This is a genomic window from Saccharothrix tamanrassetensis (assembly GCF_014203665.1).
Classification (GTDB): domain Bacteria; phylum Actinomycetota; class Actinomycetes; order Mycobacteriales; family Pseudonocardiaceae; genus Actinosynnema; species Actinosynnema tamanrassetense.
This window is the reverse complement of record NZ_JACHJN010000006.1, coordinates 29,689-44,179: the sequence shown is the minus strand read 5'-3', so window position 1 is coordinate 44,179 and position 14,491 is coordinate 29,689. Positions and strand designations below refer to the sequence as shown.

12 protein-coding genes, 2 tRNA genes and 1 other RNA gene are annotated in these 14,491 nt (G+C 70.3%); 5 read left to right on the top strand and 10 right to left on the bottom strand.

What is annotated here, in order from left to right; all coding sequences use genetic code 11:
* Nucleotides 1–3 precede the first annotated feature (3 nt).
* Nucleotides 4–1,104, bottom strand: coding sequence for a glycosyltransferase (locus FHS29_RS19690; protein WP_184692480.1), 1,101 nt, complete (start codon nt 1,102–1,104; stop codon nt 4–6).
* A 62-nt stretch (nt 1,105–1,166) separates the two neighbouring features.
* Nucleotides 1,167–1,793 carry a RhiA family protein gene (locus FHS29_RS19685; protein WP_184692478.1) on the bottom strand — a complete coding sequence of 209 codons (627 nt, stop codon included), beginning with the start codon at nt 1,791–1,793 and terminating at the stop codon, nt 1,167–1,169.
* Between the two features lie 241 nt (nt 1,794–2,034).
* On the opposite strand from FHS29_RS19685, the gene hrpB reads away from it, so the two are divergent.
* Nucleotides 2,035–4,368: an ATP-dependent helicase HrpB gene (gene hrpB / locus FHS29_RS19680; RefSeq protein WP_184692476.1), complete on the top strand. Its 2,334-nt coding sequence runs from the start codon at nt 2,035–2,037 to the stop codon at nt 4,366–4,368.
* Between the two features lie 117 nt (nt 4,369–4,485).
* Nucleotides 4,486–6,060: a GMC oxidoreductase gene (locus FHS29_RS19675; protein WP_184692474.1), complete on the top strand. Its 1,575-nt coding sequence runs from the start codon at nt 4,486–4,488 to the stop codon at nt 6,058–6,060.
* A gap of 303 nt (nt 6,061–6,363) precedes the next feature.
* Here FHS29_RS19675 and ssrA read toward each other — a convergent pair.
* Nucleotides 6,364–6,736: a transfer-messenger RNA gene (gene ssrA / locus FHS29_RS19670) on the bottom strand.
* Nucleotides 6,737–6,923: 187 nt separating this feature from the next.
* Between ssrA and FHS29_RS19665 the strand changes: the two genes are divergently transcribed.
* Nucleotides 6,924–8,171: a sensor histidine kinase gene (locus FHS29_RS19665; RefSeq protein ID WP_184692473.1), complete on the top strand. Its 1,248-nt coding sequence runs from the start codon at nt 6,924–6,926 to the stop codon at nt 8,169–8,171.
* Nucleotides 8,159–8,803, top strand: a complete 645-nt coding sequence (locus FHS29_RS19660) for a response regulator transcription factor (protein WP_184692471.1) — start codon at nt 8,159–8,161, stop codon at nt 8,801–8,803. The genes FHS29_RS19665 and FHS29_RS19660 overlap by 13 nt, the downstream gene beginning before the upstream one ends.
* A gap of 87 nt (nt 8,804–8,890) precedes the next feature.
* Here FHS29_RS19660 and smpB read toward each other — a convergent pair whose 3' ends face one another.
* From smpB to FHS29_RS19635, 5 genes are all read right to left on the bottom strand, one after another.
* Nucleotides 8,891–9,367, bottom strand: a complete 477-nt coding sequence (gene smpB, locus FHS29_RS19655) for an SsrA-binding protein SmpB (protein WP_184692469.1) — start codon at nt 9,365–9,367, stop codon at nt 8,891–8,893.
* A gap of 95 nt (nt 9,368–9,462) precedes the next feature.
* A complete protein-coding gene (ftsX, locus tag FHS29_RS19650) occupies nt 9,463–10,362 on the bottom strand; it encodes a permease-like cell division protein FtsX (RefSeq protein ID WP_184692467.1) in 900 nt (299 codons plus the stop codon).
* Nucleotides 10,363–10,403: 41 nt separating this feature from the next.
* The gene (gene ftsE, locus FHS29_RS19645; RefSeq protein WP_121002587.1) at nt 10,404–11,093 is read right to left on the bottom strand and encodes a cell division ATP-binding protein FtsE; all 690 of its coding nucleotides are present in this window, start codon (nt 11,091–11,093) and stop codon (nt 10,404–10,406) included.
* A 78-nt stretch (nt 11,094–11,171) separates the two neighbouring features.
* Nucleotides 11,172–12,275, bottom strand: a complete 1,104-nt coding sequence (gene prfB, locus FHS29_RS19640; RefSeq protein ID WP_184692465.1) for a peptide chain release factor 2 — start codon at nt 12,273–12,275, stop codon at nt 11,172–11,174.
* 51 nt (nt 12,276–12,326) lie between these two features.
* The gene (locus FHS29_RS19635) at nt 12,327–12,827 is read right to left on the bottom strand and encodes a PadR family transcriptional regulator (protein WP_184692463.1); all 501 of its coding nucleotides are present in this window, start codon (nt 12,825–12,827) and stop codon (nt 12,327–12,329) included.
* A gap of 375 nt (nt 12,828–13,202) precedes the next feature.
* Here FHS29_RS19635 and FHS29_RS19630 point away from each other — a divergent pair, with 375 nt between their 5' ends.
* On the top strand, nt 13,203–13,397 hold the full coding sequence (locus tag FHS29_RS19630; RefSeq protein WP_184692461.1) for a hypothetical protein: 195 nt from the start codon (nt 13,203–13,205) through the stop codon (nt 13,395–13,397).
* A 56-nt stretch (nt 13,398–13,453) separates the two neighbouring features.
* Here the strand turns inward: FHS29_RS19630 and FHS29_RS19625 are convergent.
* Nucleotides 13,454–13,527, bottom strand: a tRNA-Met gene (locus FHS29_RS19625).
* Nucleotides 13,528–14,416: 889 nt separating this feature from the next.
* Nucleotides 14,417–14,490: transfer RNA gene (locus FHS29_RS19620), tRNA-Met, on the bottom strand.
* Nucleotide 14,491: the final 1 nt, after the last annotated feature.

Below are 14,491 nucleotides of genomic sequence, written 5' to 3'. Positions count from 1 at the left end.
TGGTCAGCCTCGCACGTCGCGGCCCTTCCAGGTCGCCCCGCCGCGCAGCGCGTGCCACGCCGCGTCCAGCATCAGCACGCCGAACGCCACCGTCGACAACGGCCCCAGCAGCGCCGCCGGTTCGGGTTGCCGAACGCGCCTGAGGTACGCCCAGTGCGCCAGCGAGTGCCCGAGCCACGCCAACGTGCCGCGCTTCGAGCCGCGCAGCGTCGTCACGACCGGGACCAGCCCGTATGCGATCTGCGCAAGCCCGGCACCGCCCAGCGCGAGGAACGCGCTCGCCGGTCCCTTGGCGTACATCGACGTGCCCGCGACCAGGCTCTTGCGCATGGACCGGTACGTCTCGCCGAACGTCGACAGGCCCGCCGTGGTCAGCGAGTCGGTCCCGTCCACGTACCGGGTCCGCCCGCCGGTGTCCCGGATCAGCGTGGCGAACGCCACGTCGTCCGCCCGCGTCCCGGCGATCGCCCGCCAGCCGCCCGACTGGTCGTAGGCCGTGCGGCTGACCAGGATGCAGTGCCCGACCGCCAGCGCTTTCCCGCGACTGCCGTCCACCGACGTGCTCTCGAACAGCAGCACGTTCGTCGGCGGCAGCAACAGCCACCACCCGGCGTTCACGGTGGTGGAACGCCCGGCCGTCGACACCAGGTCCACGTCGTCCCGCTCGGTCGCCGCGAGCAGCCGCCCCACCAGGTCGGGCGCGGCCTCCGTGTCGGCGTCCACGAACAGCAGCCACTCCGACTCGGCGGCCTCCGCGCCCAGGTGCATGGCATGCACCTTGCCCGCCCAACCGGACGGCGGTCCGGCGCTGGTCACGAGCCGGACGCGCGGGTCCTCGGCGGCGTGCCGGCGCACGACCTGCGCGGTCCGGTCGGTCGACGCGTCGTCCACCACCACGATCCGCAGGTGCGGGTAGTCCTGCCCGCGCAGGCCGGTGAGGCAGCGGTCGATGTTCGCTTCCTCGTCCCGCGCGGGCACGACCACGGTCACCGACCCGGCGTCCACGGAAGTCCTCGGCAACCGCTGGACCTGCTGCCACGTCCGCACCGTCCACGCCGCACGGGCGAGCGTCACCGCCGCGCCGAGGGCACCCCATTTCCCCATGGGGTCCACAGTGGCACACCGGCTCCCGCGGAGGCCGTTCGTTCCAGCTCGCGCGGGCCAGGTCAGTAGGAGATGTTCCAGCCGGTCCCGTCGAACACGGCGGTCGCCGTCGTCGCACCGCCCGGGTAGTCGAGCGGCGCCTGCGTGTTGATGCCCATGGTGCTGAAGAGCTGACCCTGCCGGTAGGTGCCGGTGCCGATGGAGAACTGCGGCGCGTACCCGTAGCCCTGCTTCACGCCGGGCTCGGCGAGCGCGACGAACGTGCCGAGCCCGGCGATGCCGACGCCCACGTTGCCCGATCCCGGCGGCACGCTCGGGTCCTGGACGACCAGCAGCGTCCCGGGCGGTCCGGCCTGCTGCCCGACCAGCGCGAGCTCCCCGTCGACCAGCGCCAACGTCACCTGGTTCGACTGCCCCGGCACCGCCTCGACGATCTGCACCGGGTCGTAGTCCTGCCCCGGACCGAAGTCGGTCAGGGTGCCGCGCACGAAGTTGAGGGTGTGCCGCCACTCCAGCACGGCGGACTGGTCCGGTCCCAGGTCGAACGACCGCCACACCACCGGACTGCCCGGGACCACGGCGGGGGCGGTGGGGAAGATCATCACGTTGGTCGGTTCGGTCGTGTCGTTCACGACGGTCAGCGTGAACTCGACGCCGACCGGCGGCGCGACCTCTGCCCCTTGCTCCACAATAGACATTGTTGTGCCCCTCTACCTGCGTATTTGTGGCCGGCGATGGTCGACCACGACCCACGCTAGTCCGGGGTGGACAGACGTCGGAACACTCGCCACCCGTCGGGGGCGGCAGGTCGCGCAAATGGCCGCACCAGCGCAGAACTGCGGGAACGGTGCGTAGCGCCTCGCGGGGGCCGATGTGCCCTGGCGCACCTCCGTACCGCGCCGATCCGGAGGAGGGCCACACTGGGTCACCGTGGAACTGCCGATCGCCGGAGTGCTGGACGAACTGGTGCGCACCCTGGCCGCACACGGCTCGACGGTGCTGGTCGCGCCGCCGGGCACGGGCAAGACGACCCTCGTGCCGCTCGCGCTGGAGGGCCGGGTGGTCGTCGCCGAACCCCGCCGCATCGCCGCCCGCGCCGCCGCCGCGCGGATGGCGAGCCTGCTCGGCGAGCCGGTCGGCCGGACCGTCGGCTACGCGGTGCGCGGCGACCGGCGGACGTCCCGCGACACCCGCATCGAGGTCGTGACGTCGGGGTTGCTCGTGCGGCGGCTGCAGCACGACCCGGAACTCGCCGGCGTCGGCACCGTGCTGCTGGACGAGTGCCACGAACGGCACCTGGACGCCGACCTCCTGCTGGCCCTGCTGCTGGACGCCCGGGCCGGGCTGCGGCCGGACCTGCGACTGCTGGCGACCTCCGCGACGGTCGCCGCCGACCGCCTGGCCGACCTGCTCGGGCACGCCCCGGTGGTCCGGGTGTCCGCGCGCACCCATCCGGTCGACCTGGCGTACGTACCACCGACCCGGAACGAACGCGTCGAGAACGTCGTCGCACGAGCGATTCGCCGCGCCCTGTCCGAAGTGGACGGTGACGTGCTCGCTTTCCTGCCCGGCGTGGCGGAGATCCGCCGGTGCACGGCGCTGCTGGACGGTGTCGACGTAGTGCCGCTGCACGGCCGGCTCGCGTCCGGCGTGCAGGACGCGGCACTGAAGCCCGGCACCCGGCGACGGGTCGTGCTCGCGACCGCGATCGCCGAGTCCAGCCTGACCGTGCCCGGCGTGCGCGCGGTGGTCGACTCGGGGCTGTCCCGCGTGCCGCGCGTGGACCACCGGCGGGGGCTCGCGGGCTTGGCGACGGTGCGGGTGAGCGCGGCGGTGGCCGACCAGCGGGCGGGACGCGCGGGCCGTGAAGCGCCCGGCCGGGTGTACCGGTGCTGGCCGGAGCACGAGCACAGCACGCTGCCGCGCTACCCGGAGCCGGAGATCCGCACCGCCGACCTGACCAGGCTGGCCTTGGAGCTGGCGTGTTGGGGAGTGCCGACCGGCGAGGGCCTGGGTTGGTGGGACGCCCCGCCGCCCGGTGCGCTGGACGCCGGACGCGCCGTGCTGAAAGCGTTGGGAGCACTGGACGACCGAGGCGCCACGGACCGCGGCCGACGCATGGCCGACCTCGGCCTGCACCCGCGGCTGGCACGGGCGTTGTTGGACGGCGCCGCCCTGGTCGGCCCTCGCACAGCGGCCGAGGTCGTGTCGCTGCTGGACAACGACCGCACCTCCGAGGGAGTGGAACTGTCGACGCGCCAAGCGGATCCGCGCGAAGTGCGGCGCCTGACCAAGCTGGTCGCGGAAGGCGGGACCACGCCGACCGTGACCGACCGGGTGGACGCCCAGGCCCTCGTGGTCGCCCTCGCCTACCCGGAACGCCTGGCGCGCAGGCGTTCTCCCGGTTCCCCCAACTACCTGATGGCAGGCGGCACCGCCGCCGAACTCCCGCCCGGCAGCGGCCTCGGCGACTCGGAATGGCTCGCCGTCGCCATCGCGGACCGTGAGCCGGGACGCAGCCAAGGCCGGATCAGACTCGCCGCCCGCGCGTCCGAAGACCTGGCCCGCCAAGCCGCCCCGGCCCTGCTCGCCGAACAGGACGACATCCGCTGGGACGGCGACGTGGTGACCGAGCGCCTGCTCAAGCTCGGCGCGATCACGTTGTCCGCCAAGCCACTGCGCACCCCGGAGGCGATCCGGACCGCCCTGCTCACCGGCCTGCGCGCGGAAGGCCTGGCCCTCCTCCGCTGGGACGCCGACGGCCTGCGCACCCGCGAGCGCATGGCGTTCCTGCACCGGGTCCTCGGCGACCCGTGGCCCTCCGTGGACGACGACGCCCTCCTGGCCGTCATCGACCTGGGCAACGCGCGCAAGCGGGCCGACCTGGGGAAGATCAGCGGCGAGCAGGTCACGCGCCGGCTCCTCCCCTGGCCCGCCGCCGCGAAGTTCGACGAACTGGCGCCGGACCGGCTGGAAGTCCCGTCCGGGTCCAGGATCCGCGTCGACTACTCGGGCCCCGAGCCCGTGCTGCCCGTCAAGGTCCAGGAGGTCTTCGGCTGGACGGAAACCCCGCGCCTGGCAGGCGGCCGGGTTCCCGTCGTGCTGCACCTGCTCTCGCCCGCCGGCCGTCCCACGGCGGTGACCGGCGACCTCGCTTCGTTCTGGCGCACGGGCTACCCGCGGGTCCGGTCCGAACTGCGCGGCCGTTACCCGAAGCACCGCTGGCCGGAGGACCCGATGACCGCCGCCCCGGCCCGCCGCTAGCTCCTCGGCGGTGCTCGACCGGCGGTCCGACCACTTCCACGCTGAGTTGTCCACCGAACCACACTCCGTGGCCACCCTCGTGAACGGTGTCCTCGATGACCGCTAGCCTCGGCGAACATGAACAACTTTTCACGTCGCCGCTTCCTCGGCGTCACCGCGCTGGCCGCCGGCACGTTCGTGACCGGGCGCGCGGGAGCGTCGACGCAGCACGTGCCCGCCGTCGTGGTCGGCAGCGGGTACGGCGCGGCGGTGGCCGCACTGCGGCTGGGCGAGGCCGGCGTCCGGACCCTCGTGCTGGAGATGGGGCAGCGCTGGGACCGACCGGGCCCGGACGGCAAGGTGTTCTGCGGGATGCTCGACCCGGACCGCCGTTCGATGTGGTTCAAAAACCGCACCGAAGCCCCGGTGAACGGCGTCCTGTTCCTGGACCTGGCGAACCGCCCCATCCAGCGGTACGCGGGCGTGCTCGACCGGGTCAACTTCCCGAACATGGGCGTGTACGTCGGCCGGGGCGTCGGCGGCGGCTCACTGGTCAACGGCGGCATGGCCGTGGTGCCCGACCGCGACTACTTCACGCGCCAGTTCCCCACCGTCGACGCGGACGAGATGTACACCCGCTTCTTCCCGCTGGCCAACCGGATGCTGCGGGTGAACAACATCCCCGGCGCGTACTTCGAGGCCAGCGACTACTACCGGTACTCCCGCCTGTCCCGGACCCTCGCCGGGCGCGCGGGTTTCGACACGGCGTTCGTGCCCAACGTTTACTCGTTCGAGCACATGGCCGCCGAGGAACGCGGCGAGGCCCCGAAGTCCGCGCTGGGCACCGAGGTCATCTACGGCAACAACCACGGCAAGTTCACCCTCGACCAGGGCTACCTGGCCGAGGCGGCGAACACCGGCCACGTCACCGTCGCCGCACTGCACCAGGTGACCCGCATCCGGCGGAACAACGCCGGCTACGCCCTGACCGTCCGCGAGATCACCCCGGACGGCGCGCTGGTGGCCGAGAAGCACGTCACGTGCGACCACCTGTTCCTCGGCGCGGGCAGCCTGGGCTCCACCGAACTCCTGCTGCGCGCCCGCGATTCCGGCGACCTGCCCGACCTGGCGGCCGAGGTGGGCGAGGGCTGGGGCCCCAACGGCAACGTGATGACGGCCCGCAACAACCACCTGTGGCACCCCACCGGCTTCCGCCAGTCCGCCATCCCGACGCTCGCGATCAGCGACCCGGGACGCCACGTCTTCGCCGAGGTCGCCCCCGTCCCGGCCGGCATCGAGACCTACGTGAGCATGTACCTGGCGATCACCAGGAGCGAGGAGCGGGCGAAGTTCGTCTACGACCCGTCCACCGACAAGGCCGTGCTCCAGTGGCGGCAAGGCCAGAGCGCCGAGTCCCTGGCCGCCGCCAAGGGCACGTTCGACCGGATCAACGACGCCAACGGCACCACCTACCGCTACGACGTGTTCGGCGGCGGCAAGGCGTTCGCCGACGACTTCTGCTACCACCCGCTGGGCGGCGCGGTCCTCGGCAAGGCCACCGACGACCACGGCCGAGTCAAGGGCTACCCCAACCTCTACGTCACCGACGGCGCCCTGGTCCCCGGTTCCCTGGGCGTGAACCCCTTCGTCACCATCACCGCCCTGGCCGAACGCAACCTGGCCACCATCCTCACCGAGGACGTACACCCCTAAGCCACCCCACGCGCCTCTGCACCCCCACCCTGCATCCCCCCACCCAGCCCACGCTGCCCCCACCCAACCGCCCCGCCCCACCCCGCCCCAGGCGGGGTCCGGGGCGCAGCCCCGAGCAGGGGTCCGGGGCGCAGCCCCGAGCAGGGGTCCGGGGGCGCAGCCCTCCGGGCGGGGCCCGGGGGCGCAGCCCTCCGGGCGGGGCCCGGGGGCGCAGCCCTCCGGGCGGGGCCCGGGGGTCGCACCCCCCGGAAAGCACAACGGCCGACCCGGTTCGCGCTCTCCGCGAACATGGGTCGGCCGAGGCCGTGGAGGTGCCGGGAATCGAACCCGGGTCCTCTGCCGTCTCAACAAGGCTTCTCCGTGCGCAGTCCGCTACATCTCTACTCGGCCCCGACGATCACGCGGACAAGTCGTCGTGATGAGCCCAGCCACTGTGGGTGTCCCGACCGCTCCCCGTGACCGGGAGCGGAGGTGAGCCTCCTAGCTGATGCCGGCGACCGGAGCGGAGGCTCCTCCGGGCCGACAGCGTCGCTCCTAGCCTCAGGCGGCGAGGGCGAACGCGCGCTGGTCGTTAGACTCGGCGCTTATTGGTTTGCGATGACGCTTACGGTGGTCTCTCGCCTGCACCGGCACGCTTCCCTTGAATCAACGCACAAAGTCGAAACCGTTCACCCCCTGGTCCGGGACTTGCTTCCACACAGCATAACGCGTCCAGCCCCTCGGCTCATTCCCAATACGCTCGGGCGTGGCGGACCGCCGGCAGGTAGGGCTGCCCCCACCCCTCGCACGCCGGCCGACCTGATGGTTTCGGCCGCGCGAACGGGCGATGCTGGTCGGGTACATCAGGCGTGAAGGTGGGGAACATGACGACGCGGGCCAACCCGGACATCGCACGGACCAGCGGGTACTTCCTGCTCAACCTGGTCACCGGCATCTTCTGGTTCTGCCTGCTGGTGCCCTTGCTCGCGGTCAGCGTCGGCACGATGGTGGTGTGGGTCGGCTTCCCGCTGCTGGCGCTGACCCTGCTGCTGGCGCGCGGCGCGGCGACCGTCGAGCGGTCGTGGCTGCGCGTGACGCTGGGCGTGGAGATCCCGCCCCCGTACCGGCCGCGGCCGGAGGGCACGCTGTTCGAGCGGACCAAGGCGATGATGACCGATCCGGCGACCTGGCGGGACTTCGGCTACTGGATGCTGATGCTGCCGCTGGGCGTCGTCGAGTTCGCGATGGTGGTGGCGCTGTGGCCGGCCGTGCTGTCGCTGACCTTCTTCCCGGTCTACTACCAGTGGCTGCCCAACAACTTCGAGGTCAGCGTCGGCAACTCGGTGTGGCTGATCGACTCGTTCGCCAGTGCCATCCCGGTCAGCGTCCTGGGCATCGCCCTGGGCCTGATCGTGCTGCCCCTGGTCAAGGCCACCGGCCGGGGTCACGCGGCGCTGGCGAAGTCGCTGCTCGGCCCGTCCCGCACCAGCGTGCTGGAAGCCGAGACGGGTCGGCTGTCCGCCAGCCGCGCCCGCGGCGTGGAGGCGGCGGAGGCCGAGCGCCGGCGCATCGAGCGCGACCTGCACGACGGCGCGCAGCAGCGCCTGGTCGCCGTCGCCATGGGCCTGGGCCGGGCGCGCAGCAAGATGGAGTCCGACCCCGACGCGGCCGCCGAGCTGATCGCCGAGGCCCACGCCGACGCGAAACTGGCCATTTCCGAACTCCGCGACCTGGCCCGGGGCATCTACCCGTCGGTGCTGGGCGACCGGGGCCTGGACGCCGCCCTGTCGTCGCTGGCCGCGCGGTGCCCCATCCCGGTGGACGTCTCCGTGGACGTGGAGCCCCGCCCGCCGACAGCGGTGGAGAGCACCGCCTACTTCACCGTCGCCGAGGCCCTGACCAACATCGCCAAGCACGCGGGCGCGACGCAGGCGGCCGTGCGGGTCACCCGAACGGAGAACTCCGTGGTCGTGGAGGTCACCGACAACGGCCACGGCGGCGCCCAGATCCGTCCGGGAGGAGGGCTGGCGGGCTTGGCGGACCGGGCTGCGACCATTGACGGCGTGGTCGTGGTGGTCAGCCCCATCGGGGGGCCGACCGTGATCCGGACGGAGCTGCCGTGCGCGTGGTGATCGCCGAGGACTCGGTCCTCCTCCGGGTGGGCGTGGAGCGCCTGCTCGCCGACGAGGGCATCGAGACGGTGGCGGCGGTGGAGGACGGCGACGCCCTGCTGACCGCGGTCGAGGAGCACAAGCCGGACCTGGCCATCGTCGACGTGCGGATGCCCCCGACGTTCACCGACGAGGGCCTGCGAGCCGCCATCGAGGCCCGCAAGCGCGTCCCGAACCTGCCGGTCCTCGTGCTCTCGCAGTACGTGGAGGAGCGCTACGCCGTCGAACTGCTGGCGGGCGGGGCGAGCGGCGTCGGCTACCTGCTCAAGGAGCGGGTGGCCGACGTCTCGGAGTTCGTGGCGGCGGTGCGCCGGGTGGCCGAGGGCGGCACCAGCATCGACCACGAGGTCATCACCCAGCTCATGGTCCGCAGCAAGCGCAACCCGGTCGACTCCCTGACCCAACGCGAACGGGAGGTGCTGGGCCTCATGGCCCAGGGCCTGTCGAACGCGGCCATCGCCAAGTCGCTGGTCGTGTCGGACGGCGCGGTGGAGAAGCACGTCGGGAACATCTTCGCCAAGCTCGGCCTGGAACCCAGCAACTCCGAGCACCGCCGGGTGCGAGCCGTCCTGGCCTTCCTCAACCTGGGCTGACCGACGCACGGGCGGAAAACCGCTCCCGGTCCGCGAGCACGTCGACCAGCTCGTGGCCGTGCTCGCCACCGGCCGCGGTCCCGGCCCTCAGTACCGGCCCTTCAACGCCCGCCCGTGCGCCTTCTGGATCTCCCGCTGGGCATCCCGCTTGGCGAGGTCCTGCCGCTTGTCGTACGCCTTCTTGCCCCGCGCCAGCGCCAACTCCACCTTGACGTACCCGTCCTTGAAGTACATCTGCAGCGGGATCAGCGACAGACCGCTCTCCTTGGTCTTGCCGATCAACCGCTCGATCTCCTTGCGGTGCAGCAGCAGCTTCCGCTTGCGGCGCACCTCGTGGTTGGTCCAGGTGCCGGCCACGTACTCCGGGATGTGCAGGGCGTGCAGCCACACCTCGCCGTCGTCGACCTGGCCGAAGGCGTCCACCAGGGACGCCCGGCCCATGCGCAGGCTCTTGACCTCCGTGCCGACGAGCACGACACCCGCTTCGAAGGTGTCGAGGATGGTGTAGTCGTGCCGAGCCTTGCGGTTCGACGCGATCACCTTCTGACCGCGTTCCTTGACCATGCCGAAAACCTTACGTGAGCACGCCAGCCTTTAAACCGCGGCGACGACCACCCGAACAGCTGCAACCACCTGAGCGGCCCCGCCGCCGGGGACGGTTACAGCCGCACGTAGAGCCGCAACGTGACGTAACCGGTCAGCGCGGAGATGAAGACCGCCACCCCGAGCAGGATCGGCGAGATGATCACCACGTCCAGCATGCCCATCGGCGGCAGGATCTGCGAGGTGAACAGGTCCCCCGAGACCCTGGTCGCACCGAACACCATCAAGGCCAGACCGCCCACGCCGACGATCGCGCCGATCACGCCGGCCACCACCGCCTCGATGAGGAACGGCAGCTGGGTGTACCAGCGCGTGGCACCCACCAGCCGCATGATGCCGACCTCGGTGCGCCGGGTGAACGCGGACACCTGGATCGTGTTGGAGATCAGCAGCAGCGCGGCCAGCGCCTGGATCAGCGCCAACGCCAGCACGATGTTGCGCAGGCCGTTGAACACGTCCAGCAGCCGACCGAGGAACTCGCCCTGGTCGTTGACCGCCTTCACGCCCGCCTTGCCGGTGAACGCCTGCACGATGACGTTCGCCCGCGCCGGGTCCTCCAGCTTCACCCGGAACGTGGCCGGGATGGCCTCCGGACGGGCCAGCTTCACCAGCTCGGGCTGCGCCTCGAAGATCTGCTTGAACCGCTCGTAGCCCTTCTCGCGGTTCTCGTAGACCACCGTCTCCACCCCGGACGTCGCCTCCAGCGCGCTGCGCAGGCCCGCGCAGGGCTGCTGGGCGCAGTCCTTGTCGTTCGCGCTGACGTCGTTGGTGAGCAGGACGGACACTTCGAGCTTGCTCTGGTAGTTGTCCTGCATCTTGTCGACCATGCGGACGATGAGCAGGCCACCGCCGAGCAGGCCGAGCGAGATCGCGGTCGTGAGGATCATCGCGATGGTCATCGTGACGTTCCGGCGCAGGCCGGTGACGACCTCGCTGAACACGAAGCTGGTACGCATCGGGGGGAACGTTCCTCAGGGTCGGGGGTTGAGGGTGGTCTCTAGCGGCCCACGCCGTAAACACCCCGCGCGTCGTCGCGGATGATGCGGCCGTGGTCCAGCTCGACCACACGGCGGCGCATGGAGTCGACGATGGAGTGGTCGTGGGTGGCCATCAGCACCGTCGTGCCGGTGCGGTTGATCCGCTCCAGCAGCAGCATGATGTCCTGGCTGGTGTCGGGGTCCAGGTTTCCGGTGGGCTCGTCGGCGAGCAGCACCAGCGGCCGGTTGACGAACGCGCGGGCGATCGCCACCCGCTGCTGCTCGCCGCCGGAGAGCTCGTGCGGCATCCGGTCGGCCTTGCCGTCCAGACCGACCAGCTGCAGGACCTCCGGCACCACCTTGACGATGGTGTTGCGCGGCTTGCCGATGACCTCCAGCGCGAACGCCACGTTCTCGGCCACCGTCTTGTTGGTGAGCAGGCGGAAGTCCTGGAAGACGCAGCCGATGGACTGGCGCAGGCGGGGGACCCGGCGCCGGGACATCTTGGCCACGTCGAAGTTCGACACGTACACCCGACCCTTGCTCGGCACTTCTTCGCGGAGCAGAAGTCGTAGGAACGTGGATTTTCCGGACCCGGACGGTCCGATGAGGAACACGAACTCACCCTTGTCCATCTCGACCGAGACGTTGTCGAGCGCGGGGCGCGTGGAGGTCTTGTAGACCTTGGACACGTGTTCGAGGCGAATCACGACGGGTGAGTCTACCGGTGGCCTGGGTAAAGCCTCCGTCTCGCCCTGGCTAGCAGTGCGAAACGGGAGCTTGACCGATCAGGAGGACTGCTGCTGCTTGCGCCACCGGATACCCGCTTCGAGGAACTCGTCGATCTCGCCGTCGAGCACCGCGGACGGATTTCCGACCTCGTGCTCGGTGCGCAGGTCCTTGACCATCTGGTACGGGTGCAGCACGTAGGAGCGCATCTGGTTGCCCCAGCTGGACCCCGAGTCCTTCAGGGCGTCCATCCGGGCCTGCTCCTCCTGCCGCTGGCGCTCCAGCAGCTTCGCCTGCAGCACGGCCATCGCGGTGGCCTTGTTCTGCAGCTGGGAGCGCTCGTTCTGGCAGGACACCACGATGCCGGTCGGGATGTGCGTCAGCCGCACCGCCGAGTCGGTGGTGTTCACGCCCTGCCCGCCCGGACCGGACGAGCGGTACACGTCGACCCGCAGGTCCTTCTCGTCGATGTCCACGTGGTCGGTCTGCTCGACCACGGGCACCACTTCGACCCCCGCGAACGACGTCTGCCGGCGTCCCTGGTTGTCGAACGGGGAGATGCGCACCAGCCGGTGCGTGCCCTGCTCCACGCTGAGCGTGCCGTAGGCGTAGGGGGCGGTGACGCGGAACGTCGCGGACTTGATGCCCGCCTCTTCGGCGTAGGAGGTGTCGAACACGTCCACGCCGTAGCCGTGGCGTTCGGCCCAGCGGGAGTACATCCGCAGCAGCATCTCGGCGAAGTCGGCGGCGTCCACGCCACCCGCTTCGGCGCGGATGGTGACCAGTGCGTTGCGCTCGTCGTACTCGCCGGACAGCAGCGTGCGGACCTCCAGGGAGGAGATCTCGTCGCGGAGCTTGACGCGCTCGGTGTCGGCCTCGGCGAGGCTGCCCGCGTCGCCCTCGTCCTCGGCCAGCTCGTAGAGCACGGAGAGGTCGTCCAGGCGTTCGCGCAGGTTCACGATGCGGCGCAGCTCGCCCTGCTTGTGCGAGAGCTGGCTGGTGACCCGTTGCGCCTGCTCCTGGTCGTCCCACAGGTCCGGCCGGGCCGCGGCCTCCTCCAGCTCCGCGACCTGGGCGCGCAGCGAAGCGAGGTCCATCACCGCCTCGATGCTCGCGAGGGTGGCGGAGAGGTCCTTGATGTCTGCTTCGACGTCCGGGTTCACGGCAGAAGATTACGCCAGGACCGGTCGCGGAGTGCGACCGGTCGGCGCTCCTCAGGCCGTGGGGATCGCGTCGAGCAGCTTGAGCACGGCCTTGGCGTGGGCGAGGCCGAATTCGGCGACCGCCTTGGCGTAGGCGTCCTCCGCGGTCTTCACCGCGGTCTTGGCGGCCTCCTGGTCGGCGCTGTAACCGGCCCGCGCCGCGTCCACCAGCGACTGGCGCTGTTTGGCGGTCAACGAGCCGGCGTGCACCAGCCGGAGGATCAACGGGCTGCGCAGGTGGTCCGGGCCAGGCTCGGTCAGCAGCCAGTTCTTGAAGGCCTTCTTGCCCGCGGCCGTCAGGACGTACTGCTGGCTGGAGCGTGGGCCCTGCTTTCCGAGGCGCAGCAGCCCCGCGTCAGCCAACGCGGGCAGCTCTCGGTAGACCTGGCTGCGGGTGACGCTGAAGAACGCTCCGAAGCGCTCCCCGGCCTCAGCCACCAGTTGGCCACCGGTCTTGGGTCCGTCGTGCAGCAGCCCGAGCAGGGCGGCGGCAGTCGCGTTCAGGTCCGACACGACACCAACGGTGCCACTTTCAGGGTGAGCTGTCCACAATGGTCAGCCGTTCTGTCCACAGTGGCTGATCACGGGCTAGTGGAGTTGGGCCAAGCGGAGCAACGAGAAGCTCCGTTGCGTGACGACAAGCTGATCAACGCCACGCTTTCGGCCGCTTGACCGGAAGTGTCCACACCATCTGGAAATCCATTGCCGGGCAAGGGAAACCGCACTTTTGCGTTCACCCGAACGCCGCCGGAGGTGACAGCCCGCGCTGTTGGTCTTGGTCGGAGCGGCCCCGCTTAGCACAACACGGTGATGTCCGGCCTCTGGTCTGGCGGATGCCCACAGTGCTGGGATCATCACTCCTCGTAGGCGGTTCTCTGGAGGTGCGTGGTGGGTATCAAGTGGATGGACGCCAAGGTCGTCAAGAGCGCGCGGGCGTGGGCGAGCGGTTCGCTTCCGGAACAGGCCGGCAAGGACGAGTGCATGGTGTGCGGCAAGCAGATCCGCCGTCACCGCACTGTCTCCGGCGAAGGCCGGGTCTGCTCGATGGTGTGCGCCCAGTACTGGGCGGAAAACATGACCTGACCCGAGCAGACGACTGACCCCCTCTCCGGATTCGGAGAGGGGGTCATTCGTTGTAGTAGCGGGGACAGGATTTGAACCTGCGACCTCTGGGTTATGAGCCCAGCGAGCTACCGAGCTGCTCCACCCCGCGTTGGGTAAGACCAACTATACACACCCTCGAACCCCCTTTTCACCGGGGGTCCATCAACCCACGACCGCCACAAAAACCCCAGCTCACAGCCTCTACTCACCCTCATCATCCCACCCCCACCCTCATCGCCGCGTCCCCTCCCCCTCTCGCACACCCGCATCCCCCGCACCCACCAACACCCGCAGTGCGGGCTCGCACAGACCTCTGCTCTCGTGTTCTCCCCGTATGGCCTGCCCGCAGGGCTACCGCGCTTGTCCTGGGGGTGCAAGCACGCTCTTCGCTTGCACCCCCAGGACAAGGGTGGTCGTCTTTGACAGGCCATGCGGGGAGAACACGACGCTCTTCGTTTTCCTCCCCGGAGGTCTGCCAAGCGGCGAGCGTCGCTTTTCCGCTCTTTTTCCTCGGTGGGGTGCGACCTGCGTCACGGTTGCACAGGCCTGAAGGTCTAAAAGCGTCCTCGCCGGACGGGCAGACCGCCAAGGATCTCCACAAGAGCCCTCCAAAGCTCTTCGAGCTTTGGAGGGCGGTGGTCTGCGTGTCATCCCCGTATGGCCAGGTCAAAGACAACCACATGCGTCAAGGGCAGATCGGAAGGCGTGTGCGGTGGTCGCGGGTTCGATCTGCCCTTGACACATGCGGTTCCCTACGGGCAGGCCATACGGGGATGACACGCAGCCTGGGAGGGGTGTGCGCTGGCGCGCGGCCAGCGGCGAGGCGCTGCGCGCGGCTGCCGGCGAGGCGGCGCACGCAACTCAGGCTCGGTGTGGGGCAGGCGGCTCAAAACAGGCGCGGTGTGGGCGGCGTGAGCACCGGTGTGGAGTGACACGGAAATGGACATAGCGTAAAGCCCGGCCTGCAGGACTTCACAGACCGGGCTTTACGACTTCAGTAGCGGGGACAGGATTTGAACCTGCGACCTCTGGGTTATGAGCCCAGCGAGCTACCGAGCTGCTCCACCCCGCGT